Source organism: Streptomyces sp. TAA486, assembly GCF_000426165.1.
The window spans coordinates 270,413-296,031 of record NZ_AUEV01000007.1; the positions used below are offsets into that span (position 1 = coordinate 270,413).

Here is a 25,619-nt window from a genome sequence, read left to right on the forward strand (position 1 = left end):
TTGCGAGTGACCTGCCCGTCGGGGCTACTTGTGCGTAACATCTAAGTCCGTGACAAACACACATGGCGAATCCCCCACTTCAGTCCCGGCAGAGAGACCCTCGTCCGGGCGCCCCAGGCGCCGCACCGTCGTTGCGGCCACCGCCGCCTCCGCGGCCCTCCTCCCTCTCGTCGGCGCAACTCCCAGCGCACACGCCGCCGAAGGCCCCGCGTTCCTCCACGGCGTCGCCTCGGGCGACCCGCTGCCCGACGGCATCCTGCTGTGGACACGGGTCACTCCCACCGCGGACGCCTTGCCCGGATCGGGCAAGGGCGAGCCCGTCACGGTCACTTGGGAGGTCGCGGAGGACGAGGGCTTCGGCAAGGTCGTCGCCCACGGCACCGTCAAGGCGGAAGCCGCCACCGACCACACCGTGAAGGCGGACGTACGCGGACTGGCCGCCGACGCCGCCTACTGGTTCCGGTTCGGCGCCGGTGGCGTGAACTCCCCCGCCGCCCGGACCCGTACGGCCCCCGCCGAGGAGGCCGACACCGCCAACCTTCGCTTCGGCGTGGTGTCCTGTGCGAGCTACGAGGCCGGCTACTTCGCCTCGTACAGGCATCTGGCCGCCCGCGCGGATCTGCACGCCGTCCTGCACCTCGGCGACTACATCTACGAGTACGGGCACGAGGAGTACCCCCTGCAGGGGGAGGCCCTCCGTACCGTTCAGCCCGAGCACGAGACGATCACCCTCGCCGACTACCGCGCACGGCACGCCCACCACAAGCTCGATCCCGACCTGCAGGCGATGCACGCGGCCCACCCGCTCATCGCCATGTGGGACGACCACGAGATCGCCAACGACACCTGGTCCGGCGGCGCGGAGAACCACACCCCCGGCGAGGAAGGTGAGTGGGCCGACCGCCAACGGGTCGCGAAGCAGGCCTACTTCGAGTGGATGCCGGTCCGGCCCTCCACGGCGGGCACCACGTACCGGCGCCTGCGCTTCGGGCGGCTCGCCGACCTGCACCTGCTCGACCTGCGCTCGTTCCGCGACCAGCAGGCGTCCATCGGTGACGGCGACGTGATCGACGACCCCGAGCGCACCATCACGGGACGCAAGCAGCTGGACTGGCTCAAGTCCGGGCTCTCCTCCTCGACCGCGCGCTGGCGCATGGTCGGCACCTCGGTGATGATCGCCCCGCTGGCCTTCGGCGCCGTACCGGCCCATCTGCTGGGTCCGCTCGCCGAGTTGCTCGGCATCCCGAAGGAGGGTCTGGCCCTCAACGTCGACCAGTGGGACGGCTACACGGACGACCGGCGCGAGCTGCTCACACACCTGCGGGACCAGCGCATCGGCAACACGGTCTTCCTCACGGGCGACATCCACATGGCCTTCGCCAACGACGTCCCCGTCAAGGCCGCGACGTACCCCGGCGACGTGCCGGTGGCCACCGAGTTCGTCGTCACGTCCGTCACGTCCGACAACCTCGACGACATCATCAATGCCGCGCCCGACACGGTCTCGTCGGTCGCGGAGGCCGCTGTCAAGGCCACCAACCGGCACGTGCGCTGGCTCGACATGGACTCGCACGGCTACGGCGTCCTCGACATCGACGCCGAGCGGGCGCACATGGACTACTTCGTCCTCTCCGACAAGACCGACCAGGGCGCCACGAGCGAGGTCCGCCGCTCCTACCGCACCCTCTCCGGCTCCCAGCGCCTGGAAGAGGCGGACGGTCCGCTCGGCACGTAACCGCCCGCCGTATCCCGTCAGTTCGGGCCCTGTCGCATCCGCGGCAGGGCCCGTTCCGTTGCCGTGGCGAACCGCGACCAGGCCTTGCCCCCGCCCCCTGGGCCCCTCTCGCCGCTCCCGCGGGCGGACCCGGCTCCCCGATCCGCATCCGGAACAACCGTTGACGCGTTCTGTATGACGGTCATACGATCCAGCGACACTTTTCAGCCAGGTGCCGCCGATCCTCGGCCTGTAGGCCGGAACGGACCTCCTGCGCGGCCCGTCCGTCCGTCGAAGGAGCCAATCGTGATCACTGAAGATCCGGCCGTCACTTCGCGGCTGAGGAGAAGGGCCGCCACCGCCACCGGAATCGGCAACTTCATGGAGTGGTTCGACTTCGCGGTGTACGGCTTCTTCGCCACCACGTTCGGCGAGCTGTTCTTCCCGAGCGAGGACCCGGCCGTCTCGCTCCTCTCCTCGCTGGCGGTCTTCGGAGTGGCGTTCTTCATGCGGCCCGTCGGCGGCTTCGTGATCGGTTCGATCGGCGACCGCAAAGGCCGGCGCGCGGCGCTCATGCTGACGGTCGTGCTGATGGGCGCCAGCACGACCCTGATCGGCGTGCTGCCCACGTACCAGCAGACCGGACTGCTCGCTCCGGCCCTGCTGCTGGTGCTGCGCTGCTGCCAGGGCTTCTCCGCGGGCGGCGAGTGGACCGGCTCGTCCGCGTTCCTGCTGGAGCACGCTCCGCGGGGGCGCCGCGGCTACTTCGGCAGCGTCATCTCGGCCACGGCGGCCATCGCGACCGTCGCGGGAAGTCTCGTGGCCCTGGCGCTCAACTCCTGGCTCACCCCTGAGGCGTTGAACACCTGGGGCTGGCGCCTGCCGTTCCTCGCCGCCGCACCGCTCGCGCTGATCGGCCTCTACATCAGGCTGCGCCTCCCGGAGACCCCGGTCTTCGTCGATCTGCGGCAGCAGCAGCGCGTCGAGGGCAAGCCGCTCATCACCGGCACCCGGAGGAACGCCAAGTCGATCGCCCTGTGCTTCTTCTTCGCCAGCGTCCAGGGCCTCGGCTTCTACTACCTGGCCACGTTCGTGGTGAACTACCTGTCCGAGTCCGTGGGGATGGCCCGCACCACCTCCCTCGCGCTGAGCGGTGCCGGGCTGCTGATCTACGCACTGCTCTGCCCGCTCGCCGGGATCCTCTCCGACCGCTTCGGCCGCCGGCCCGTCAACGTGATCGGCAGCGCGGGCCACGCGCTGCTGTGCTTCCCGGCGTTCATGCTCATGAGTTCCGGCAGCGGCCCGCTGGTGCTGCTCGGCATCGTCGTCTTCTCCGTAAGCCAGGCGCTGGTCAGCGTCACCACCGTCGTCCTGCTCACGGAGCTGTTCCCGGCCGCCACCCGCGGCAGCGGCAGCGCCATCGGCTTCAACCTGGGCCTTGCCGTCATCGGCGGCCCCGGTCCGTTCGTCGCCGCGGCCATCGCGGGTGCCAGCGGATATCTGCCGATGCCCGCCATCTACATGACGGCCGTCGCGGCAGCGGGATTCTTCGTGGTGCTGCTCTGGCTGCCCGAGACGGCCGGCCGCGACCTGCGGGCGGACGACGACGTACCGCTCGGCCGACGCGAACGCGCCGGAGCCGCCCTGTGACCGACCGGCCCGCCGACCCCGCGGGAGCCCCTGAAGCTGCCGGCTCCGCCGAGTACGAGGTGCTGGCGGTCCGATACGGCACACGCATGGGCGCCCGTTCGGAGATCTATCTCAACCACCACATCTACGGCGACGTCGACTCCCCCCTGCGGATGGACTACTACCTCTGGGTCGTCCGAGGAGGAGGCCGAACGATCGTCGTCGACACGGGGTTCGGGCCGGAGGGCGGTGCGCGGCGTTCCAGGACCACACTCGTGAAGCCCGTCGAGGCGCTGGCCGGGCTGGGCATCGACGCGGGGTCCGTGGAGCAGGTGGTGGTGACGCACGCCCACTACGACCACATCGGCAATCTCGCCGCGTTCCGCAACGCCGAAGTGGTCATGGCCCGCCGGGAGTTCGAGTTCTGGACCGGGCCCTGCGCGGTGCGGAAGCAGTTCGCCTGGTCGGTCGAGCAGTCCGAGCTGGCGCTTCTGCCCCGGATACGGGAGGAGGGACGCCTCACGCTGCTCGACGGAGCCCGCACCATCGCTCCCGGCGTCGAGGTCGTCCCCGTCGGAGGCCACACACCCGGTCAGGTCGTCGTGCTGGCGGCCACGCCGGGCGGGGGGACGGCCGTCCTGGCGTCCGATTCGGCGCACTACTACGAGGAGTTGGAGCTGGACCGGCCGTTCGCATACGTGGCGGACCTGGAGGCGATGTACCTCGGCTTCGACCTGCTCAACGACATGGCTCGGACGCCGGGACACGTGCTGGTGCCGGGCCATGACCCGGAAGTCATGCGGCGCTTCCCCTCGTTCGAGGGGCTGGAGCCCGGTCTCGCCGTACGGATCGGAGGAGCCGTGAGCAGAGAAGGGGGCGGGGAGCGCGAGTGAGGTCTCAGGAGGACGCCGGAGCGTTCGCGGGGAAGGTCGCCGTCGTCACGGGAGCCGGGAGCGGTATCGGCGCGGCGAGCGCCCGGCGGCTGTCCAGGGACGGCGCCCGGGTGGTCGCCGTGGACACCGACGGGGCGGCCGTGGAGGAGGTCGTACGGACCCTGCCCGGCGACGCGGTCGCGGTACGGGCCGACATCTCACGGGAGGAGGACGTCGAGCACTACATCGGTGCGGCCCGTGAGGCCTTCGGCCGGACGGATCTGCACCACCTCAACGCGGGCGTCTTCGGCACCTTCGACCGGCTGCCCGATGTGACGGCGGACGACTTCGACCGGGTCCTCGCGGTCAATCTGCGAGGAACCTTCCTCGGTCTGCGAGCCGCGTTCCGCCGCTACGAGGAACAGGGCTCGGGCGGAGCGGTCGTCGTGACGGCGTCCATCGCGAGCCTGCGCGGCAGCGATGATCTGATCGCCTACCAGGCGTCCAAGCACGGAGTGCTGGGTCTCGTCCACGGTGCGGCTCTCTACGGCGGCCCTCGCGGCGTGCGGGTCAACGCCGTGGCGCCCGGCCTCGTCCACACGCGTCTCTTCTCCTCCGGAGGTGCGGCTGCGGGCGGCGGCGGTGACATGGAGCAGCGCGGCACGACGACGCCGATGCGCCGTGTGGGCACGGCGGACGAGGTCGCCGGCGTGACGGCCTTTCTGCTGAGCGACGACGCCGCCTATGTGACCGGAGAGGTGGTCTCGGCGGACGGCGGGGCCTCCGTGGTCAACACCGTGCGGCCCTCGGGCGGCGCCGGTGCGTGGAGCCCGGGCGGAACCGCATGACGCGGCGCACGCCCGAATGCGGCGGGCGGAAGGACCAGTCGGACCGGCAGGGCCGGACAGGCCGGACAGGCCGGACAGGCCGGAAAGGAACGGTGACGTCGTGAGCGGACAGCGCATCGCTGTGGTCGGCCTCGGCAACATGGGCGGCCGGATCGCCCGGAGAATCACAGAACAAGGGCACGCCGTCCTCGGGCACGACCTGGACCCGTCCAGGGCCGAGGCGACGGGCGCCACGCATGCGCCCTCCCTCGCCGAGGCGGCCGCGGGCAGCGACGTCGTCCTGCTGTCCCTGCCGGACAGCCCGGCCGTCGAAGCCGTGGTCCTCGGAGAGGGCGGCCTGCTGGAGCAGTGCCGTCCGGGCCAGATCGTCGTGGACCTCAGCACCGCCTCCCCCGAATCCACCGTGCGGCTGGGAGCGGCACTCGCCGAGCGCGGCATCGTCCTCCTCGACGCGGGGGTCTCCGGCGGTGCCGCCGCCGCGGAGAGCGGCACCCTCACCGTCATGGTGGGCGGGCCGCGCGACGCCTTGGACGAACTGGGCTGGCTGTTCGGCCTGTTCGCCGCGAAGGTCTTCCCGATGGGGGCCGTCGGCAGCGGTCACACCACGAAGCTGCTCAACAACTTCCTCAACGCCGTATCGCTGGCGGCGACGGCCGAGGTCATGGTCGCCGGGCGCAAGGCCGGTCTGGATCCGGGCGCACTGCTCGACGTCATCAACGCGGGCAGCGGCGTCAACTTCGCGACGCTCAAGCGCTTCCCGCACATCATCCAGGGCGACTATCTGGAGGGCGGTCTGACGGGCGCGCTGATGATGAAGGACGTCCTGCTGTACGTGAACCGGCTTCGGGAGCTGGGCGTGCCGAGCCTGAACGCCGCAGGCCCCCTCGCCAGCTTCGGACTGGCCAACAGCACCGGCTACGCGGACCGGATCAGCAACCGCGTCGTGGACGCCATCGGCGATCTGTCCGGCGGGGTGCGCATACACGACACCACTGACGACGAGACCGACACGCGCCCTTGAGGGGGCGCCCGCACAGAAGGGCAGGCAGCCGCATGCGAATCGTCCACGGACGGGCGCGGGACGGGCTCTCCGAGCAGCGCTCCGCCACGTTCACCGGCTCCGTGTGGGCCGATCCGGTGCTCCCGGCGACCGACGGCGTCATCGTCAACGACGTGTTCTTCAGCCCCGGCGCGCACACGCACTGGCACAGCCACGAGCACGGCCAGATTCTCCAAGTCACCGCGGGCAGCGGACTGGTGTGCACCCAGGGCGAGGCGGCGCAGCCGCTCGGCGCCGGTGACACCGTGTGGGTTCCCGCCGGAGAGATCCACTGGCACGGCGCGGCGCCCGGCAGCTATCTCCTCCACACCGCCGTCTCGCTCGGGACCACGACGTGGCTCGAACCGGTCGCCGATGACGCGTACCCGGGCACCGGCTGACGCCGAAAGGCCGCCGGCGGAGCATCCGCGGGCAGCGCTGACCAAGAGGAGCGACGAGCAAGGAGCAAGGATGACAACCAGGCAGGACGACGGCCGGTTCGAAGAGGGCCTCCAGGTGAGGCGCGAGGTACTCGGGGCGGAGCACGTCGACCGTTCGCTCGCGAACGTCACCGACTTCAGCCGGCCCGTGCAGGAACTGGTCACCGAGTACTGCTGGGGCGCCGTGTGGAACCGCCCGGGCCTGGACCGCAGAACCCGCAGCCTGCTCAACCTCACGATGCTCACGGCCCTCAACCGCATGCACGAACTGGCCGTTCACGTGCGGGGAGCCGTCACCAACGGCTGCACGGAGGAAGAGATCCAGGAGGCGCTGCTGCAGACGGCCATCTACGTCGGCGTCCCCGCCGCGCTGGAGTCCTTCCGGGTCGCGGAGAAGGTGCTGCAGGAGGTGCGCTCCGATGGATGAGCCGACGAACGCGGAGCACGGGGCCGGTCCGTCCGTACTGGGCCGCGGCTCGCTGGTGGGCTTCGTCGGCCTGGGCAACATGGGCGGCCCCATGGCGCAGCGCCTGGCCGACGCGGGATACCGGCTGAGCCTGTACGACACCCGGCCCGAAGTGACGGACGAGACCGCCGCACTCACCGGCGGGACCCGCGCGGGCTCCGCGGCCGAAGCGGCGCTCGGGGCCGATGCCGTCGTGCTGATGCTCCCCGACTCCGGCGCCGTCGGCGGAGTCGTCGAGGACCAGGGCCTGCTGGACGCCATGCGGCGCGGGTCGGTCCTGGTCGACATGGGCTCGTCCGAACCCGTGCGCACCCGCGCGCTCGCGGAGACCGCGCGCCCGCTCGGCGTCGCCGTGGTCGACGCACCGGTCTCCGGCGGCACGGGCGGAGCGGCGGCAGGCACCCTCACCATCATGGCCGGTGGCGCCGCGGCGGCCGTGGAGTCCGTACGGCCGGTGCTGGAGAACCTCGGCTCCAAGGTGCTGCACGTCGGACCGGAGGGTGCCGGACACGCGCTCAAGGCACTCAACAACCTGCTCTCCGCGACACATCTGCTGGCGACGTGCGAAGCGGTCCTCGCCGGGCAGGCATTCGGCCTCGAGCCCGAGGTGATGATCGAGGCGATCAACGGGGCGAGCGGACGCAGCGGTTCTACGGAGAACAAATGGCCGCGCTTCATCCTCGGCCGCAGCTTCGACTCCGGCTTCGCTCTCCGGCTCATGCTCAAGGACATGCGGATCGCCGTGGGACTCGGTGAGAGCACAGGCACCCCAGGACGTCTCGGCGCCGCCGCCACGGAGCTGTGGGGCGAGGCCGCGGGACACCTGCCGTCCGGCGCGGACCACACCGAGATCGTCCGCTGGCTGGAGCAGGCCGGGCCACCTGACCGGGAAGGGAGCGAGCTTTAAATGCATGACGAGCAGGCCGTACGATCACATGAAATCGAGCGAAGAGGACAGGACGATGAACGGGCTCCGTGGCGTCAGTCTCGGCAGGCAGGCGGCTCCCCTGCGCGAACAGGTCCTCGAAGTGCTCCGCAACGCCATCCTCGACTTCGACCTGAAGCCGGGTCAGCGGCTCGTCGAGCGGGAGTTGATCGAGTCCCTCGGCGTCTCCAGGACCACGGTCCGCGAGGTCCTGCGGGAGCTGACGGCCGAAGGGCTCGTGACGGTCATCCCGCAGAAGGGTGCCGTCGTCTACGCTCCCACTCCCTCCGAGGCCGCCGACCTGTACGCGGTCCGCGCCTCGCTGGAAGGGCTGGCCGTGCAGCGCTTCATCGAGCGGGCCTCGGCGGGTCATCTCGGCCGGCTCCGTGACGCGCTGGCCGAGTTCGAGAAGGTCTGCGCCACCAGCGACGACATGCGTGAACTGCTGCGGGCCAAGGACGGCATCTACGACGCCCTGCTCGCCGGCGCCGACAGCCCGACGGTCCAGCGGATCCTGGCCGGCGTGCAGGCGAGAGTCCAGCTCCTGCGGGCCACGTCGATGTCCCAGCCGGGCCGGCCACGCAAGGCCGTGGAGGAGATGCGCGCCCTGGTCGAGGCCATCGCCGAGGGCGACGTCACCGAGGCCCTGCGGCTCAGCCGCACGCATCTGGACAACGCCTCGTCGACCGTCGCCACGGTGCTCGACGACGAGGACGGCTCCACCGGCGAGGCCTGACCTCTCCTCCTCCCATTTCCCTTCGCCGTCGGCCGGCCCGCACACCTGCAACGACAGCCGCACGGTTCGACTCCCGCTCCACCCACCCTTCGCCATCCCGGCGCGGCACGCCGCCGTTCCCCGCGACGCGGGAGAACGCCCTCTGCCGCCCGCAGGACACCCTCAGGAGGCACCGGCATGTCCCTCACCGACCGCCAGCAGCAGCTCAAGGACCGCTTCACACGAGAGCGCGGCACTTGGGGCGACGCCTGGGAGAGCATCCTCGTGCTCGACCCCGACTACCTGGAGGCATACCTCGAGTTCAGCACCGTCCCGTGGCGCAAGAACCATCTGCCCTCCAAGGTCAAGGAGTTCGTCTACATCGCGGTCGACGCCGCCGCCACGCACCTCTACACGCCCGGCGTACGGCAGCACATACGGGCGGCGATGGCGCACGGCGCAACCGGCGACGAGATCATGGAAGTGCTCGAACTCACCAGCACACTCGGCATCCACGCATGCAACATCGGCGTCCCGCTGCTCCTCGAGGTGCTCGACGAGGAGGGCGTGCGCCAGGGCCCGGCACCTCTCGACGAGACCCGCGAGGCGCTGAAGGAGGAGTTCACCGAAAGCCGCGGCTACTGGCACGAGTTCTGGGACGGGCTGCTGGAGCTCGACCCCGAACTGTTCAAGGCCTACTTGGACTTCTCGTCACTGCCCTGGAAGAAGGGTGTGCTGGAGCCGAAGGTCAAGGAGCTCGTGTACTGCGCCTTCGACGCGGCAGCCACCCATCTCTACGCTCCAGGGCTCAAGTTGCACATGCGCAACGCCCTGCGCCACGGCGCGACGCCCGAGGAGATCATGGAGGTGCTGGAGATCGTCAGCGTCATCGGCGTCCACACGGCGACGGTCTCGGCGCCCATCCTGGCCGAGGAACTGAACAGCGCGCGCGACGCCGACGGCTGACCCCGGGTCAGCGCGCCTGCACGCTGTCGAGGAACCCCAGCGCCGTGCGCCAGGTGCGCTCGGCCGCCTCCGCGTCGTGGTCGTCCAGGTCCTCGTCCGTGAAGAGGTGTCCCGCCCCCGCGTACCGGAAGACCTCGACGTCCGCTCCGGCCCGCCGCATCTGCAGATACCAGGCGTTCAGCCAGTCGTGCGGCTCGAACGGGTCCGGGTCGGCGACGTGCAGCTGTACGGGGAGGTCGTCCACGGCGGCGTCCTCAGGGAGGTCCGACGTGCCGTGCAGAAGCAGCAGCGCCCGCGCGCGTTCGTCGGCCAGGGCGAGGTTCTGCGCGATCGAGCCGCCGAGGGAGAAGCCCGCGTAGACGAGTCCGCGTTCGGACAGCGGCGCGGTGACGGTGACGGCGCGCATCAGCAGCTCGTCCCGGCCGATCTCGTCCTTCAGCTCCGCGCCCTCCTCGACGGTGCCGGCAGTGCGCCCGTCGAACAGGTCCGGCGTGTGCACCTCGTGGCCGGCTGCCCGCAGCCGGTCCGCCGCCTTGTGCACGGCGGGTCGCAGCCCGTAGACGGAGTGGAACAGAACGACGGTGGCCAAAATGTCACTTCCCTCACATGTCACCCGCGGAGGTGTTCCGGGCCGGGTCACCGCACATGGTGGCAGGTACGGTCGGAGTGCCCGTTCGATCCCAAGGAGTCGTCCCGTCATGGAGAACGTGCTGCGCCCATTCATCGTGTTCGGCGGCGCGATGGTGCTCGCGTTCGCCGTCGCCTGGGGCGTGGACCGTCTGCTGCGCCGCATAGACGCCCGTCACCCCGAGACACCCATGTGGGGGCTGCTGCGCCGCGGGCGCGTGCCTCTGCAGGCCGTGATCTTCGTCGCCCTCCTGAACGGCTTCTACGATCAGGCGGAGATCACACACAGCTACCGCCCGACGGTCAACCTGTGGCTGCACATCATCCTCATCGCCGCGACGGCATGGCTGGTCCTGCGGATCCTCGCCGCCGTGGTGGAGACGACCACCGTCCGGTACGCGGGTGTGGCACACGACCCGGCGCGCGCACGGCGCGTGAAGACGCAGCTCACCCTCATCCAGCGGCTCGTCACCACGGTCGTGGTCGTCATCGCGGCGTCCGCGATCCTGCTGCAGTTCCCGGCGATGAGGACGCTCGGAACCTCGATGCTCGCGTCGGCGGGTGTGCTGGGAATCGTCGCCGGCATCGCCGCCCAGGCCACGCTGGGGAACCTCTTCGCGGGCCTGTCCATCGCCTTCGGCGACATGGTGCGCATCGGGGACGAGGTCGTCGTCGACGGTGAGTTCGGGACGGTGGACGAGATCACCGTCTCCTATCTGGTGCTGCGCACCTGGGACGAGCGGCGGGTGACGATGCCGGTCTCGTACTTCACCAGCAAGCCGTTCGAGAACTGGTCGCGCGGCGGCCCGCAGAAGACCGGCACGGTCTACCTCCAGCTGGACCACTCGGCCCCGATCGCGGAGCTGCGCAAGCGGACCGAGGAGCTGGTGCGCGACAACGACTACTGGGACGGCCGCAGCTGGAGCCTCGTCGTCACCGACACCACTCCCACCACCATCGAGGTACGTGCAGTCGTCACGGCCCGTACGTCCGACGACGTGTGGACGCTCCGCTGCGACCTGCGGGAACATCTGCTCGACTGGCTCCAGCGTGAACACCCGTACGCGCTGCCCGGCATCCGGCTCTCCTCCGCGAGCGATCACCCGGAGACGTACTCCAACGGGCACCTGGAGAGCCGCAACCACCGCAGCAGCAGGCTCTCCTGACGCTGGCCCCCGCCCGGTCAGTCAGGCCAGGCGGGTCAGATGCGGAAGCTGCGCAGATCGAGCTGGTGAAGGACGCGGTCGCACACCTCAGGGTCGACGCCGGGCTCACCGCGCGCCGCGAGGATCTCGTGCCGGGCCGCGGAGAGCAGCTCCGCGTTGAGCCTGTGCATCTTCTTCATCCGGGCGACGCGCCTGGCGTGCGCCTCGCGCCGCTCGCTCTCCACGATGTCCGGTGAGATGCGCGCTCCCACGTCGTGGGCACGCCGCAGCAGGGCCTCGGAGACCTCCTCCGGAAGGTCCTCGACCGCTTCGACCTCCCGTACGCGCCGCCGCGCCGCCTTCGCGCACCTCAGCGCCAGCCGCCGCTCCAGTTCACGCTCGGCGGCGCTGTCCACCCGTACGTGAAGCCGCCTGACCAGCCACGGCAGCGTCAGCCCCTGGAGCACGAGGGTGGCGAGGACGACGGCGAAGGCGATGAAGAGGATGGCGTCCCGCTCCGGGAAGCTGCCACCGCCCTCTACGGTCAGCGGCACGGCGAGCGCCAGCGCCACCGAGGCCACGCCGCGCATACCGGCCCACCAAACGACGGTCGTCTCACGCCAGTTGAGCGGGATGTCCTCATCCAGGTCCTTGCGCCGGTGCAGCCGCTTGGCGAGCCACGCCGCCGGCAGGAGCCACACCAGCCGGAGCACGACAACCGTCGCGATCACCGCGAGCGCGGCCGGAAGCAGCTCACCCCAGCGGCCGCTCACGGGCCCGACGACAACGGCCAGTTCGAGCCCGATCAGGCCGAAGGCGACACCGGTGACGAGCGTGTCGACGATCGACCAGAAGCTCTGCCCGACCAGCCGCCCCTGCACGTCGTCCGCGTCCACCGCCCGCCCGGAGGAGAGGTACAGGGCGGTCATCAACACCGCCAGGACGCCGGAGCCCTTCAGCTCCTCGGCCAGGACGTAGGAGGCGAAAGGCACCAGCAGGGTAAGCCCCGTCTGTAGCGTCGCGTCCCCCAGGTATCCGGCGAGCTTGTTCGCGGCCCACCCGAGCGCGAGCCCGACCACGATCGCGACGACCCCGGAGAGGACCAGCTCGCCGACCGCGCCGCCTACCGAGAAGGTCCCGGTGACGGCCGCCGCGACGGCGACGTGGTACAGGGTGATCGCCGTGACGTCGTTGAAGAGGCCCTCGCCCTCGAGGATCGAGACCAGCCGCCGCGGCAGCCCCAGCCGCCCGGCGACCGTCGTCGCCGCGACGGGATCGGGCGGGGCGACGAGTGCCCCCAGGGCCACGGCACCCGCAATGCCGAGCCCCGGCACCAGCGTGTGCGCGACAGCCGCGACGGCGGCGGTCGTCACGAAGACCAGCGCCACCGCGAGAAGGAATATCGGCCGCTTGTTCGCCGCGAACTGACGCCAGGAGGTGCGGTGCACGGCCGCGTACAGCAGCGGCGGCAGCACGAGCGGAAGGATGAACTCGGGCGGCACCTCGACGTTCGGAACGACCGGCAGCAGCGCGAGGACACCGCCCAGCAGCGTCATCAGCACGGGAGCCGGCACGCCTATTCGGTCGCCCACGGGGACGGTCAGTACGGCACCGAGCAGCAGGGCGAAGAGCAGAGCGAGCTGGTCCACGCCTAGGCGCTCTCCGCCCGGACGATGTCCAGGGCCTTCTGGAGATCGTCCGGGTAGGTGCTCTCGTACTCCACCCGGCGCCCGTCCGACGGGTGCTCGAAGCCGAGCCGGACCGCGTGCAACCACTGCCGCCCCAGCCGCAGCCGTTTGGCGAGCGTCGGGTCGGCGCCGTAGGTGAGGTCACCGACGCACGGGTGCCGGTGCGCGGACATGTGCACGCGGATCTGGTGCGTACGGCCTGTCTCCAGCTTGATGTCGAGCAGGCTGGCGGCGCGGAACGCCTCGATCAGGTCGTAGTGCGTGACGGACGGCTTCCCGTCCGCGGTGACCGCCCACTTGTAGTCGTGCTGCGGGTGCCGTCCGACGGGCGCGTCGATCGTGCCGCTGAGCGGGTCGGGGTGCCCCTGTACGAGGGCGTGGTACCGCTTGTCGACGGTCCGCTCCCGGAACTGCTGCTTCAGCAGGGTGTACGCGCGCTCGGACTTGGCGACGACCATCAGCCCGGATGTACCCACGTCCAGGCGGTGCACGATGCCCTGCCGCTCGGCCGCCCCCGAGGTGGAGACGGAGTACCCGGCCGCGGCCAGCCCGCCGATCACCGTCGGGCCGCTCCAGCCCGGGCTCGGATGCGCGGCGACGCCCACGGGCTTGTCCACCACCACGAGGTCGCTGTCGTCGTGGACGACGGCCATGCCCTCGACGGGTTCGGCCACGACCCGCACGGGCTCGGGTGGAGGCGGCAGCTCCACCTCCAGCCACGCTCCCCCGTGGACCCGGTCGGACTTGCCGGCTTCGGCGCCGTCCAGCAACACCTTGCCGTCGGCGGCCAGTTCGGCGGCCTTCGTACGAGAAAAGCCGAACATCCGGGCGATGGCGGCGTCGACGCGCTCGCCCTCGAGGCCGTCCGGTACGGGCAGGGTGCGGGTTTCGGGGATCGTGCTCACCTGATCGAGTATGCCGGACGACCGCATGCTCTCCGTCATCGCGGGCCGGACACCGCGCATCGGCGGCAAGCGCCTCGACGCGCTCCGTCGCCGGTCAGTCGCGGTGGACGGTCCCATCGGGGTCGAGGCCACGGAAGGAGAGGATCACGATCAGAATGCCCCCGCACACGATCGCCGAGTCCGCGAGATTGAAGACCGCGAAGTGCGTGGGTGCGATGAAGTCCACGACGGCGCCCTGGAAGACGCCCGGCGAACGGAAGACGCGGTCGGTGAGATTGCCGAACGCCCCGCCCAGCAGCAGCCCCAGCGCGATCGCCCAGGGAGCGCTGTAGAGCCGTCTCGCGATCCGCGCGATCACGACGATCACCACGGCCGCGATCGCCGTCAGCACGATGGTGAGAGCCTCGCCGATGCCGAAGGCCGCCCCCCGGTTCCGCACCACGTCCAGCTGGAGCACCGTGCCGATCACCCGGATCGGGGCGTGCTGCTCCAGGTTCTCCACCACGATCAGCTTGCTGATCAGGTCGAGCGCGTAGGCGAGAGCGGCCACCGAGATCAGAACCCCGACCCGGCGCCTGCCGCGGGGGGCGGTCTGTGCGTCGTCGCCGCCGGAACCGTCGGCGGGTTCTTTCCTGGCCTCGTCAGGGGTACCGATAGTCCGCTCCACCTCTGTCACCCGACGAGGGTACGACATATGAGGACGGCCGCGGCCCCCTTCACCCCCCAACTGCCCCTCGGGCACCTAGCGCCGCTCCTGCTGCTGCTTGCACTCCACGCACAGCGTCGCCCGCGGGAACGCCTGCATCCGGGCCTTGCCGATCGGATTTCCGCAGTTCTCGCACAGGCCGTACGTACCGGCGTCGAGCCGCTCGATGGCCCGCTCGGTCTGGTAGAGCATCTCGCGGGCGTTCGCCGCCAGGGCCATCTCGTGCTCGCGCGTGATGTTCTTGGTGCCGGTGTCGGCGTCGTCGTCCCCGGCACCGTCACCGGAGTCGCGCATGAGCCCGTCGAGCGCTTCGCCGGAGGCCACCAGTTCGTCGCGCAGCCGCTGTGCCTCGCTCTGCAGTTCGCTGCGGGCCTCCTCGACCTCTTCCGGCGTCCACGGCTCTTCACCGGCCCGTACGGCGAGTTCGCCGGGTTGCGCGGCGACCGCACGTGCCGTGGGAACCTTGTCGGCCTTCGCCACCGGAGTCTTCTTCGCAGCCACCTTCTCGGCTCCCGTCGTCTGCTTCTTCGCCGTGGTCTTCTTGGCGGCGCGCTTCGGCGCCGCGGCCTTCTTCGCCGCCGTCTTCCTGGGCGCGGCCTTCTTCGCCGGAGTCTTCTCCGCCGTTGCCTTCTTCGCCGTCGTCTTCTTCGCGGGCGCCTCCCCCTTCGCCGCGGGCCTCCCCTGCTTCTTCTGTGCGGCCTTCTTCGCCGTCTTCTTCGCGGCCGTCTTCTTCGCGGCCGTCTTGCCGGCCGCAGAGGTCTTCTTCGTGGCCGCGGCCTTCTTCGTGGACTTGTCAGCAGCTGCCGGAGTACTCGCGGCAGATCCCTTCGCCACCATGGCCGTGGCCCCTTCACATATTGTGATCTTGCTCGCGAACGTGACCGGAACGATAAATCGACTCCGAACACTCGACAACGGGGGCACGCCGGTCTCCAATCCGTTGTGCCCCGCCCGGCCCTGCGAAAACCGGCCCGCCGCAGTCCGCCGGGCCCCGTACACTGGGCTGAGCGAGAGGCGATGAAGGGGACGAGTAGCGTCCGTACGCAGCCGCGAGCGACCTGGGGACGGTGTGAGCCCAGGGGCCTGCACGGCGTGAAGATCACCCCGGAGCCGCCGGAAGAAAGGGCCGGGCCGACCGGCGCGAGTAGAACCGGCAGCGCACCCCAATGAGGGGGCAGTGGGCGCGGCCCGCTGCCAAGGAGGGTGGTACCGCGGGGCCGCCGCCGTTCAGGCAGGCGCTCTCGTCCCTCCGACGGAAGCAGAGATGTCCGCCGGAGGAAGTTCCGATGCCGCAGTACCGCCAGGTGCCAGCCCAGGTCGACCTGCCCGCCCTCGAGCACGCCGTGCTCGACTTCTGGCGGGACAACAAGGTCTTCGCCCGTACTCTCGAGCAGTCCGAGGGGCGGCCCGAGTGGGTCTTCTACGAGGGCCCGCCCACCGCCAACGGCATGCCCGGCGCCCACCACATCGAGGCACGCGTCTTCAAGGACGTCTTCCCGCGCTTCCGCACGATGCGCGGATACCACGTGGCCCGCAAGGCCGGCTGGGACTGCCACGGGCTGCCCGTCGAGCTGGCCGTGGAGCGGGAGCTGGGCTTCAACGGCAAGCAGGACATCGAGAACTACGGCATCGCGGAGTTCAACTCCCGCTGCCGCGAGTCCGTCACCAGGCACACCGACGCCTTCGCCGAGCTGACCACGCGCATGGGCTACTGGGTCGACATGGACGACGCCTACCGGACCATGGACCCGGAGTACGTCCAGTCCGTCTGGTGGTCGCTGAAGCAGATCTTCGAGAAGGGTCTGCTGGTCCAGGACCACCGCGTCGCCCCCTGGTGCCCGCGGTGCGGCACCGGCCTCTCGGACCACGAGCTCGCCCAGGGGTACGAGACAGTCGTCGACCCGTCTGTCTATGTGCGGTTCCCGCTGACCTCGGGACCGCTCGCCGGCGAGGCGTCGCTCCTGGTCTGGACGACCACGCCCTGGACGCTGGTGTCCAACACCGCTGTCGCGGCCCACCCGGACGTCACGTACGTCGTCGCGACGAACGGGCTGGAGAAACTCGTCGTCGCCGAGCCCCTGCTGGAAAAGGCGCTGGGCGAGGATTTCGAGGCGACCGGGCAGCGCTTCACCGGCGCCGAGATGGAGCGCTGGAACTACGAACGCCCGTTCAACATCGTGGAGATGGAGAACGCCCACTTCGTCGTCAACGCCGACTACGTCACCACCGAGGACGGCACCGGCCTGGTCCACCAGTCCCCCGCCTTCGGCGAGGACGACATGCGCACCTGCCGCGCCTACGGCCTCCCGGTGGTCAATCCCGTCCGCCCCGACGGCACCTTCGAGGCCGGACTGCACCTGGTGGAGGGGCAGTTCTTCAAGAAGGCGGACGAGGCGCTCGTCGCGGACCTCGCCGCCCGGAACCTGCTGCTGCGTCACGTCCCGTACGAGCACAGCTACCCGCACTGCTGGCGCTGCCACACCGCTCTGCTCTACTACGCACAGCCGTCCTGGTACATCCGCACCACCCAGATCAAGGACGCGCTTCTCGAACAGAACGAACGCACCAACTGGTACCCGGAGTCGGTCAAGCACGGACGCTACGGCGACTGGCTGGACAACAACATCGACTGGGCGCTCAGCCGCAACCGCTACTGGGGCACGCCGCTGCCCATCTGGCGCTGCGAGGAAGGTCACTTGACGTGCGTCGGCTCACTGGCGGAGCTGACGAAGCTGACGGGCACCGACCAGTCGGCGCTCGACCCGCACCGCCCGTACATCGACGAGATCACCTTCGGCTGCCCGGCCGAAGGCTGCTCGCTGACGGCGACGCGCGTCCCCGAAGTCATCGACGCCTGGTACGACTCGGGCTCGATGCCGTTCGCGCAGTGGGGCTACCCGTACAAGAACAAGGAGCTCTTCGAGAAGCGCTACCCTGCGCAGTTCATCTCCGAGGCGATCGACCAGACCCGCGGCTGGTTCTACACGCTGATGGCGGTCGGCACGCTCGTCTTCGAGAAGTCCTCGTACGAGAACGTGGTCTGCCTCGGACACATCCTCGCCGAGGACGGCCGGAAGATGTCCAAGCACCTGGGCAACATCCTCGAACCGATCCCGCTGATGGACCAGCACGGCGCGGACGCGGTGCGCTGGTTCATGGCGGCCGGCGGTTCGCCGTGGGCCGCGCGGCGCGTGGGGCACGGCACGATCCAGGAGGTCGTCCGCAAGACTCTGCTGACGTTCTGGAACACGGTGGCCTTCCAGGCGCTGTACGCCCGTACGTCCGGCTGGTCGCCCTCCGGTTCGGACCCGGCGCCCGAGAGCCGACCACTGCTGGACCGCTGGCTGCTGAGCGAACTGCACGCGCTGGTCGACCAGGTGACGGTGGCCATGGAGGGCTACGACACCCAGCGCGCCGGCAAGCTGCTCTCCACCTTCGTCGACGACCTGTCCAACTGGTACGTGCGGCGCTCGCGGCGCCGCTTCTGGCAGGGCGACCCGGCGGCGATGCGCACACTGCACGACACGCTGGAGACGATCACGCGTCTGATGGCCCCCATCGTGCCGTTCGTCAGCGAGCGCGTGTGGCAGGACCTGATCGTCCCCGTCACGCCCGGGGCGCCTGACTCGGTGCACCTTGCCGACTGGCCCGAGGCGGACCTGGGCAAGGTGGATCCGGAGCTTTCCCAGGACATGCTTCTGGTGCGCCGCCTGGTGGAGTTGGGGCGTGCGACGCGCGCCGAGTCCGGCGTCAAGACGCGCCAGCCGCTCTCGCGCGCGCTCGTCGCCGCGCACGGCTTCGAGACCCTCTCCCCCGACCTGCGCAACCAGATCACCGAGGAGCTCAACGTCAGCGCTCTCGCGTCCCTTTCGGAGGTCGGCGGCTCGCTGGTGGACACCACGGCAAAGGCCAACTTCCGTGCCCTGGGCCGCCGTTTCGGCAAGGGCACCCAGGCCGTCGCCAAGGCGATCGCCGACACGGACGCGGCAGCCCTCTCGGCCGCGCTCCGCGAGGGCACAGCCGGGGTCGAGGTGGACGGCGAGCAAGTGCCGCTCTCACCCGAGGAAGTGATCATCACCGAGACGCCGCGCGAGGGCTGGTCCGTCGCCTCCGACTCGGGAGCGACGGTCGCGCTCGACCTGGAGATCACCCCCGAGCTGCGCCGCGCCGGCCTCGCCAGGGACGCGATCCGCCTCATCCAGGAGGCCCGCAAGAACTCGGGCCTCGACGTCGCCGACCGCATCGCCCTGCGCTGGTCCACGACGGACGAGGAGGTCGGACAGGCCCTCGTGGACCACACCGGGCTGATCTCCGACGAGGTCCTCGCGGAGGACTTCGCACAGGAGACCGCGGACGCGAGCGGCACCGAGGAGTCCGCCTTCGGCGCCCCGTTCCAGGACGAGTCGCTCTCCCTGACCTTCCGACTCCGCAAGGTCTGACGGAAGCGCCCCGCAGAGGGGGCAGAACGGGCCGTGGGGGCCGTCCGCACGCCGGGCGGCCCCCATGGGGGCCTGCGCGCGTCCCTCGCTGTCGCAGGAGGCCCGTCACGGCGTGCCCGCCACAGAAACCTCTGAGTATCCGGCTGACGGAGTGAGAGCCCGCCCAAGGAGCTCGGAGTCGGAGAAGGGCGCACGAGGCGTCTGAGGGCGCTGTGTGGCCGCGACGAGCGCCACGGGCCATGGCTCCTCTGCGATTGCCACGGGCCATGGCTCCTCTGCGATACCGGCCCCCACGCAGGCAAGGGCCGGGCCCGGAAGCCTCTCGCTTCCGGGCCCGGCCCTTGCCTTGTGCCGGCGTAGTCCGCCGTCAGACGATCAGTTGTCGTCCTCGTCGATCAGGAAGCCCCGCATCGGTGACGGAGCCTGCTGCGGCGCGGGGCCGCCCTGCGGACGTACGGGCGCCATGGGCTGCGTCATGGCCGGGGACATCTGCTGCTGGCCCCCGCCGTAGCTCGGACCACCGTGGCCGCCCATTCCGTTGCCGCCCATCGACTGGTGGCCTCCCATGGTGCCCATCCCAGCGCCGGCGGGTGCGCCCGCGGGTGCCATCGACGGGGACGGCGGGAGGGAAGGCGCGGCGGGAGTACGCGGCGGAGCCAGCGAGTCGTCCGCCTGGTTCTCCAGCTGACGCAGCTGGCTCTCCAGGTACGACTTCAGACGCGTCCGGTACTCGCGCTCGAAGCCACGCAGGTCCTCGACCTTGCGCTCCAGCGTCGCCCTGGCGGACTCGAGGGAGCCCATCGCGACGCGGTGCTTCTCCTGGGCGTCCCGCTCAAGGGCGTCGGCCTTGGCGCGGGCGTCCCGCTCGAGACCCTCGGCACGGCTGCGCGCCTCGCCGACGATCTTGTTCGCCTCGGAACGGGCTTCCGCAATGGCCTGGTCGGCGGTCTGCTGGGCAAGCGACAGGACGCGCGCGGCGCTGTCGTTGTTCTGCCCGCCGCCACCCGGCATCTGCAGGCCGCCGCCGGGACCCATGGGGCCACCGGGGCCGCCCTGGGGTCCGCCGGGACCCATGGGGCCACCGGGACCGCCCTGAGGACCGCCGGGACCAGCAGGAAGCTGCGGCTGACCGCCGGGAAGCTGAGGGGGGCCGCCCATGCCCTGCTGCGGGCCGTGCTGGCCGGGGTGCTGCCCGGGGTGCTGGCCAGGATGCTGGCCGGGGTGCTGACCTGGGTGCTGCCCCGGACCGCCGTGCTGACCGGGCGGCACAGGACCTGATATGGCAGCGGGCACCGGCCCGCCCTGCCTGTCCTGCGGCTCCGGCTTGCGCATTCCGCCCTGCTGCTGGTTCTGCGCGGCGGCACGGGTCGCTGCGGCGAGCTTCGCGCGCAGGTCCTCGTTCTCGCGCAGCAGGCGCGTCAGCTCGGCTTCGACCTCATCTAGGAAGGCATCGACTTCGTCCTCGTCGTAACCTTCTCGGAGGCGGACGGTCGTGAACTGCTTGTTCCGCACGTCCTCGGGGGTCAGTGGCATCTCTTCACCTCAACGTAACTCGTCGGCATGTCGGCAAGACCATTTCGATCGTTCACAGCCTGGCCACGACGTTGATCAGGATGTAGACGATGATCATCAGTACGAAGAAGGACAGGTCGAGCGCCACGCCCCCGAAGCGCAACGGCGGGATGAACCGCCGCAGCAGCTTGAGTGGCGGATCAGTGACAGTGTAGGTCGCTTCTAGAACGACCACCATCGCCTTGCCGGGCTGCCATGAGCGGGCGAACTGGAAGACGTAGTCCATCACCAGTCGGAAGATCAACACGAGCAGGAAGCAGTACAACGCGACTTGGACCACCTCGAGTGCGGTACTCACTGCGCTTCCCTCTCCCCTCGCCACGTTGGGCGCTCTCGCGTGACCTCACGGCCCGTTCCGTTGATCCTTGCGTCTTCAGCTCTGGTTGAAGAACCCGCCCTCTGCGATGCGGGCCTTGTCCTCCGCCGTGACATCGACGTTAGCAGGAGACAGCAGGAACACCTTCTGCGTCACTCTTTCAATACTCCCGTGCAAACCGAAGACCAGACCGGCCGCGAAGTCGACAAGTCTCTTCGCGTCCGTATCGTCCATCTCCGTCAAGTTCATGATCACGGGGGTACCCTCGCGGAAGTGTTCCCCGATGGTACGGGCCTCGTTGTACGTCCGGGGGTGCAACGTCGTGATCCGGTACGGCTCCCGCTCGGACACGACTTTGGGCATGATCACCGGGGCACTCTTCTCCAGACTCTGGCGTTCAGGTGTGATGGATGACACGGGGGCAATTCTCCCGGATCGTCCATTTTCGATGACCGCAGGGGGAGACGACTGCTCCCTCTCCCGCTGCACGGGAGGGTGCATCACGCGTACCGGCTCGGCCGGTTCGTCCTTCTGCAGGGGGTCGTGCGACTGCAACGGCTCGTGCCGCCGGCGGTCCCTCTCGGGCTCCGGCTCGGGCTCGAACTCGTCATCGGGGTCGAAACCCGGGCCGTCGTACCCATCGTCCTCCACGAGGCCGAGGTAGACCGCCATCTTGCGCATAGCGCCGGCCATTCTCTGCGTCCTCCGCTCTGTGGTGGGTTCCCCTGCCTTCGGCGGGGTGGCCCCATGGCTCCGTCACCGGTGGTTGGACCCGGGCCTGTCCCGCTGTCTGCTCTCCAACGGAAATGACCATATTTTGTGCCGTGGTCCGACTTGCTTGGCGACGTTACCCGAGCCTGGGTCGCTCTCCGAGTACCGCACTGCCGACGCGCACATGTGTCGCACCAGCGGCTACGGCCTCTTCGAGATCCGAGCTCATCCCTGCTGACACCATGGTTGCAGCAGGATGCCTTGTACACAGGCCGGTTGAGATTTCCCGCAGCCGCTCGAAGGCTTCGCGCGGCCGTCCCGCGTACGGTCCCGTGAGCGGAGCGACCGTCATCACCCCTGCCAGGCGCAGCCCTTGGGCGGACGCCATCTCGTCACCCAACGCGAGCACCGACCCCGGAGCAGCACCACCCCGCCCTGCGGCGGTTTCTGACTCCGCGTCGAGTGCGACCTGGATCAGGCAGTCCAGTTGACGGTCCTGGGCCACGGCGGCGCTGCTCAGCGAGTTGACCAGCCGGTGGCGGTCCACGGAGTGGATCACGTCGGCGTAACCCGCAACGGAACGAGCCTTGTTGGTCTGGAGCTGGCCCACGAAATGCCACGTCACAGGGGTGTCCGCACACTCCGCGGCCTTCTCCGCCGCCTCCTGGTCCCGGTTCTCCGCGACGTGCCGCACGCCCAGGTCCGACAACAGCCGTACGTCACGGGCCGGATAGGTCTTCGTGACGACGATCAGCGTCACTTCGTCACGGATGCGCCCCGCGGCGGCGCAAGCGCCCTCGATGCGCTCCTCCACCCGTGCGAGGTTCTCGGCGAGTTCGGCCTGACGGGCCGTGAGGTCCGTCACGGTCAGTTCGCCTCCAACCAGACATAGCTCGCGAGACGGCCGGTCGTTTTTTCGCGCCGATACGAAAAGTGATCAGATGACTCCATGGTGCACACAGTGGACTGTTCCAGACTTGTGACACCGCGGGCTGCGAGCTGCGCTCGTACACCGGCCGCGACGTCGACCGACGGGGTGCCCCAACTCGTGGTGGCGTAAGCCTCCGGCACCTCGGCCGCGACGGCCTCGCGCATCTCCTCGGGAACTTCGTAGCAACGGCCGCACACGGACGGACCGGTGCGCGCGACGATCCGTTCCGGCACCGCCCCGCGGTCCCGCATCGCTTCGACGAGCGCGGGCACCACGCCCGCGACCAGACCCGGTCGCCCGGCGTGCGCCGCACCAGCGACGCCCGCGACGGGATCGGCCAGCAGCACCGGGGTGCAGTCGGCGGTGAGAACGGCGAGGGCGAGCGAGGGGCGCTGGGTGACGATTCCGTCCACCGGGGTGGCGTCGTCCCCGAACGGCCCATCGACGAGCGCGACATCACGCCCGTGCACCTGGTGCATCCAGACCACGGCGTCCGGGTCGAGCCCGAACGACGCGGCGGCACGGGAACGGTTCTCGCGTACGTGCGCGGCGTCGTCACCGACCCGGCCGCCGAGATTGAGCGACTCATACGGAGCGGCGCTCACCCCGCCCCACCTGTCGGTGAATGCGAAGTGCGCGCCGCTCGCGGAGTCGTGCTTGCCTATCACTTCAGGAAGTCCGGCACATCCAGTTCCTCGGCCTGGCTGTCCTGGTACGGGCGGGCCGGCGGGACCGTCGGAGGCAGTGAGTCGCGGCCGGCGCCGGACGATTCACCCAGCGGTTCCGGCTCGCTCTCGCGCGGGGTCACGCTGCCGAGACCACCGAACGACGGGCGGTCACTGTCCGAGTCGGTTCCGAAGGACGAGGAGTCCTCCTTGGAGGCGTGTGAGCCGAGTGCCTTCTCGCCGCGGTTCCTGGACGGCGGCTGCCCTCCGTCGAAGCCCGCAGCGATGACGGTGACGCGTACCTCGTCGCCGAGAGCGTCGTCGATGACGGCGCCGAAGATGATGTTGGCCTCGGGATGCGCTGCCTCGCTGACGAGCTGCGCGGCTTCGTTGATCTCGAACAGGCCGAGATCCGAACCCCCGGAGATGGACAGCAGCACGCCTCTGGCACCGTCGATCGACGCCTCCAGCAGCGGCGAGGAGATCGCCATCTCGGCGGCGGCCACGGCCCTGTCGTCCCCGCGGGCGGAGCCGATGCCCATCAGCGCCGAACCGGCCTCCGACATCACGGACTTGACGTCCGCGAAGTCGAGGTTGATCAGCCCCGGCGTGGTGATGAGGTCGGTGATGCCCTGGACGCCCGACAGCAGCACCTGGTCCGCCGACTTGAACGCGTCGAGCACGCTCACCTGACGGTCCGAGATGGACAGCAGGCGGTCGTTGGGGATGACGATGAGGGTGTCGACCTCGTCGCGGAGGCCCGCGATGCCGTCCTCCGCCTGGTTGGCGCGGCGCCGGCCCTCGAAGGTGAAGGGCCGGGTGACGACGCCGATCGTCAGGGCGCCCAGCGAGCGGGCGATGCTGGCGACGACGGGGGCGCCGCCGGTGCCGGTGCCGCCTCCTTCGCCGGCCGTGACGAAGACCATGTCGGCCCCCTTGAGGACCTCCTCGATCTCCTCACGGTGATCCTCTGCAGCCTTGCGGCCCACATCGGGGTTGGCGCCGGCTCCCAGACCGCGTGTCAGTTCACGGCCCACATCAAGCTTGACATCGGCATCGCTCATCAACAGGGCCTGCGCGTCAGTGTTGATCGCGATGAACTCGACGCCCTTGAGACCGACCTCGATCATCCGGTTGATGGCGTTCACGCCACCGCCGCCAATGCCGACGACCTTGATGACTGCGAGGTAGTTCTGCGGTGCTGCCACGTCGAAGGCCTCTCGCCTCGAGTTACGTATCCCTGTCGGGCGGTCCACGTCGACCCGAACCCTAAGTGTGAAGTTTAGGGTTACCGGTGTCTGTCTTCCCTGGAGTCTTGGGAACGGACACTAAGTCGACAAGTGGTGGGTGTTCAACGAACACGCCGAACCTCCCGTTTTTCTTTTCACCCTATGTGATCAGGCCCAGGGGTGCTTATCCAGGGTGCTGGCCTGCGCTGACGCGCGTCAACTCCCTGACGAGGCAGGGGCGCTGGGAACACTCACATCGAAGTGCCGTGCGTCCTTCGACGCTTTCATCAGCGCGGTGACCGACTCCGCCTTGGCGCTCCCCTGTTCGCCACTGCCCCACAGCACAGTCCTGCCTCCCGTCAACTCCAGTGTGATGGAGTCGTAGGAACGCACCCGGACCGTACGTGTGTCCCTGCCGACGGAATCGGGAAGCGAGGTGGCGACTCGGACGGCTTCGCGCCGGAGCCGTTCCTTGCCGAAGTGACGGAGACCGGCCGAGCGCTCAACTTCCATCACAAGAAGCGGAACCCCCTTCGGTTGCTCCGGAACTACGTCGAAACGCACACCTTCAACGTCCACTTCGGCGAATTTCCCTGCTTGCTTCATGACCAGTTCCGGCTTCCGTTCTGTCACCTCGATACCGATTCCGTGGGGGAAGGCCCGCACGACGCGAACCTCGTCCAGGCGGGGCAGCGAGGTCTCGAGACGGCGTTCGGCCGCCGCCCTGTCGACGGACAGGAGCGGGGTGCCAACCGGAATACGGGCGGCGTCGCGTACCTGTTTCTTCGTCAGCACGTCGTTGCCGCTGACGGAGACACGTTCCACGAGCACCCAGTTGGATCCGTACAGGGCCCATGCCCCGAAACCGGTGAGTCCGAGCGCCAGTGCCAAGACGACGAGCAGGGCGCGCAGCCGATGAATTCGCGCCCCCGTCCGCCCCCGCGCGCCGCGCGAACGGGACGGGGAGCGGCCGGAGTCGGCCTCCGCCGACGGACGGGCTTCCGAGTCACCTCCGCGCCGCTTCTCGGCGCTCTTCGTCGGTCCCGTGGATCCGGCCACGCTGCCCTGCCT

Annotated in this window: 24 protein-coding genes; 12 read left to right on the forward strand and 12 right to left on the reverse strand. The window is 69.7% G+C overall.

Annotated features, from left to right (window positions below):
• The first annotated feature begins 49 nt into the window (after nt 1–49).
• The 10 genes from I004_RS0112025 (at nt 50) to I004_RS0112070 (ending at nt 9,614) form a co-directional block, all read left to right on the forward strand.
• Entirely contained in the window at nt 50–1,735 is a 1,686-nt protein-coding gene (locus tag I004_RS0112025; protein ID WP_028435699.1) for an alkaline phosphatase D family protein, read from the forward strand.
• Nucleotides 1,736–2,020: 285 nt separating this feature from the next.
• Complete coding sequence (locus tag I004_RS33545; RefSeq protein WP_199779376.1) at nt 2,021–3,364, forward strand: MFS transporter; 1,344 nt, start codon at nt 2,021–2,023, stop codon at nt 3,362–3,364.
• Nucleotides 3,361–4,236, forward strand: coding sequence for an N-acyl homoserine lactonase family protein (locus I004_RS33550; RefSeq protein ID WP_199779377.1), 876 nt, complete (start codon nt 3,361–3,363; stop codon nt 4,234–4,236). The genes I004_RS33545 and I004_RS33550 overlap by 4 nt, the downstream gene beginning before the upstream one ends.
• Complete coding sequence (locus I004_RS33555; RefSeq protein ID WP_037975839.1) at nt 4,233–5,063, forward strand: SDR family oxidoreductase; 831 nt, start codon at nt 4,233–4,235, stop codon at nt 5,061–5,063. The genes I004_RS33550 and I004_RS33555 overlap by 4 nt, the downstream gene beginning before the upstream one ends.
• Nucleotides 5,064–5,079: 16 nt before the next feature.
• On the forward strand, nt 5,080–6,084 hold the full coding sequence (locus I004_RS0112045; RefSeq protein WP_078511036.1) for an NAD(P)-dependent oxidoreductase: 1,005 nt from the start codon (nt 5,080–5,082) through the stop codon (nt 6,082–6,084).
• 32 nt (nt 6,085–6,116) lie between these two features.
• Nucleotides 6,117–6,503 carry a cupin domain-containing protein gene (locus I004_RS0112050; RefSeq protein WP_028435701.1) on the forward strand — a complete coding sequence of 129 codons (387 nt, stop codon included), beginning with the start codon at nt 6,117–6,119 and terminating at the stop codon, nt 6,501–6,503.
• A 70-nt stretch (nt 6,504–6,573) separates the two neighbouring features.
• Complete coding sequence (gene pcaC, locus I004_RS0112055; protein ID WP_028435702.1) at nt 6,574–6,969, forward strand: 4-carboxymuconolactone decarboxylase; 396 nt, start codon at nt 6,574–6,576, stop codon at nt 6,967–6,969.
• Nucleotides 6,962–7,915 (forward strand): NAD(P)-dependent oxidoreductase, encoded by a 954-nt coding sequence (locus I004_RS33560; RefSeq protein ID WP_078511038.1) that lies wholly within the window; start codon nt 6,962–6,964, stop codon nt 7,913–7,915. The genes pcaC and I004_RS33560 overlap by 8 nt, the downstream gene beginning before the upstream one ends.
• A 55-nt stretch (nt 7,916–7,970) precedes the next feature.
• Complete coding sequence (locus I004_RS33565; protein ID WP_051344984.1) at nt 7,971–8,669, forward strand: GntR family transcriptional regulator; 699 nt, start codon at nt 7,971–7,973, stop codon at nt 8,667–8,669.
• A gap of 177 nt (nt 8,670–8,846) precedes the next feature.
• Nucleotides 8,847–9,614 carry a carboxymuconolactone decarboxylase family protein gene (locus tag I004_RS0112070; protein ID WP_028435703.1) on the forward strand — a complete coding sequence of 256 codons (768 nt, stop codon included), beginning with the start codon at nt 8,847–8,849 and terminating at the stop codon, nt 9,612–9,614.
• Between the two features lie 7 nt (nt 9,615–9,621).
• On the opposite strand, the gene I004_RS0112075 is transcribed toward I004_RS0112070, so the two are convergent.
• The gene (locus tag I004_RS0112075) at nt 9,622–10,203 is read right to left on the reverse strand and encodes a dienelactone hydrolase family protein (protein ID WP_028435704.1); all 582 of its coding nucleotides are present in this window, start codon (nt 10,201–10,203) and stop codon (nt 9,622–9,624) included.
• 109 nt (nt 10,204–10,312) lie between these two features.
• On the opposite strand from I004_RS0112075, the gene I004_RS33570 reads away from it, so the two are divergent.
• Nucleotides 10,313–11,407: a mechanosensitive ion channel family protein gene (locus I004_RS33570; RefSeq protein WP_051344953.1), complete on the forward strand. Its 1,095-nt coding sequence runs from the start codon at nt 10,313–10,315 to the stop codon at nt 11,405–11,407.
• A 35-nt stretch (nt 11,408–11,442) separates the two neighbouring features.
• Here the strand turns inward: I004_RS33570 and I004_RS0112085 are convergent, their stop codons facing one another.
• From I004_RS0112085 to I004_RS0112100, 4 genes are all read right to left on the reverse strand, one after another.
• Nucleotides 11,443–13,035 (reverse strand): Na+/H+ antiporter, encoded by a 1,593-nt coding sequence (locus I004_RS0112085; RefSeq protein ID WP_028435705.1) that lies wholly within the window; start codon nt 13,033–13,035, stop codon nt 11,443–11,445.
• 2 nt (nt 13,036–13,037) lie between these two features.
• Complete coding sequence (locus I004_RS0112090) at nt 13,038–13,979, reverse strand: RluA family pseudouridine synthase (protein ID WP_028435706.1); 942 nt, start codon at nt 13,977–13,979, stop codon at nt 13,038–13,040.
• Nucleotides 13,980–14,073: 94 nt separating this feature from the next.
• Nucleotides 14,074–14,655, reverse strand: a complete 582-nt coding sequence (lspA, locus tag I004_RS0112095) for a signal peptidase II (protein WP_028435707.1) — start codon at nt 14,653–14,655, stop codon at nt 14,074–14,076.
• 66 nt (nt 14,656–14,721) lie between these two features.
• Entirely contained in the window at nt 14,722–15,522 is an 801-nt protein-coding gene (locus I004_RS0112100; protein ID WP_028435708.1) for a TraR/DksA family transcriptional regulator, read from the reverse strand.
• Nucleotides 15,523–15,971: 449 nt separating this feature from the next.
• On the opposite strand from I004_RS0112100, the gene ileS reads away from it, so the two are divergent.
• On the forward strand, nt 15,972–19,124 hold the full coding sequence (ileS, locus tag I004_RS0112105; RefSeq protein ID WP_028435709.1) for an isoleucine--tRNA ligase: 3,153 nt from the start codon (nt 15,972–15,974) through the stop codon (nt 19,122–19,124).
• A gap of 375 nt (nt 19,125–19,499) precedes the next feature.
• Here the strand turns inward: ileS and I004_RS0112110 are convergent, their stop codons facing one another.
• The 7 genes from I004_RS0112110 to I004_RS0112140 form a co-directional block, all read right to left on the reverse strand.
• Nucleotides 19,500–20,657 (reverse strand): DivIVA domain-containing protein, encoded by a 1,158-nt coding sequence (locus I004_RS0112110; protein ID WP_028435710.1) that lies wholly within the window; start codon nt 20,655–20,657, stop codon nt 19,500–19,502.
• 52 nt (nt 20,658–20,709) lie between these two features.
• The gene (locus I004_RS0112115; protein ID WP_028435711.1) at nt 20,710–20,994 is read right to left on the reverse strand and encodes a YggT family protein; all 285 of its coding nucleotides are present in this window, start codon (nt 20,992–20,994) and stop codon (nt 20,710–20,712) included.
• A 75-nt stretch (nt 20,995–21,069) separates the two neighbouring features.
• Nucleotides 21,070–21,705, reverse strand: coding sequence for a cell division protein SepF (locus tag I004_RS0112120; RefSeq protein ID WP_028435712.1), 636 nt, complete (start codon nt 21,703–21,705; stop codon nt 21,070–21,072).
• A 154-nt stretch (nt 21,706–21,859) separates the two neighbouring features.
• Nucleotides 21,860–22,588, reverse strand: a complete 729-nt coding sequence (locus I004_RS0112125; RefSeq protein WP_028435713.1) for a YggS family pyridoxal phosphate-dependent enzyme — start codon at nt 22,586–22,588, stop codon at nt 21,860–21,862.
• 2 nt (nt 22,589–22,590) lie between these two features.
• Nucleotides 22,591–23,322, reverse strand: coding sequence for a peptidoglycan editing factor PgeF (gene pgeF / locus I004_RS0112130; RefSeq protein ID WP_028435714.1), 732 nt, complete (start codon nt 23,320–23,322; stop codon nt 22,591–22,593).
• Nucleotides 23,319–24,527 (reverse strand): cell division protein FtsZ, encoded by a 1,209-nt coding sequence (ftsZ, locus tag I004_RS0112135; RefSeq protein WP_028435715.1) that lies wholly within the window; start codon nt 24,525–24,527, stop codon nt 23,319–23,321. Before ftsZ ends, pgeF begins: the two co-directional genes overlap by 4 nt.
• A 237-nt stretch (nt 24,528–24,764) precedes the next feature.
• Nucleotides 24,765–25,607, reverse strand: coding sequence for an FtsQ-type POTRA domain-containing protein (locus tag I004_RS0112140; protein ID WP_028435716.1), 843 nt, complete (start codon nt 25,605–25,607; stop codon nt 24,765–24,767).
• Nucleotides 25,608–25,619 lie beyond the last annotated feature (12 nt).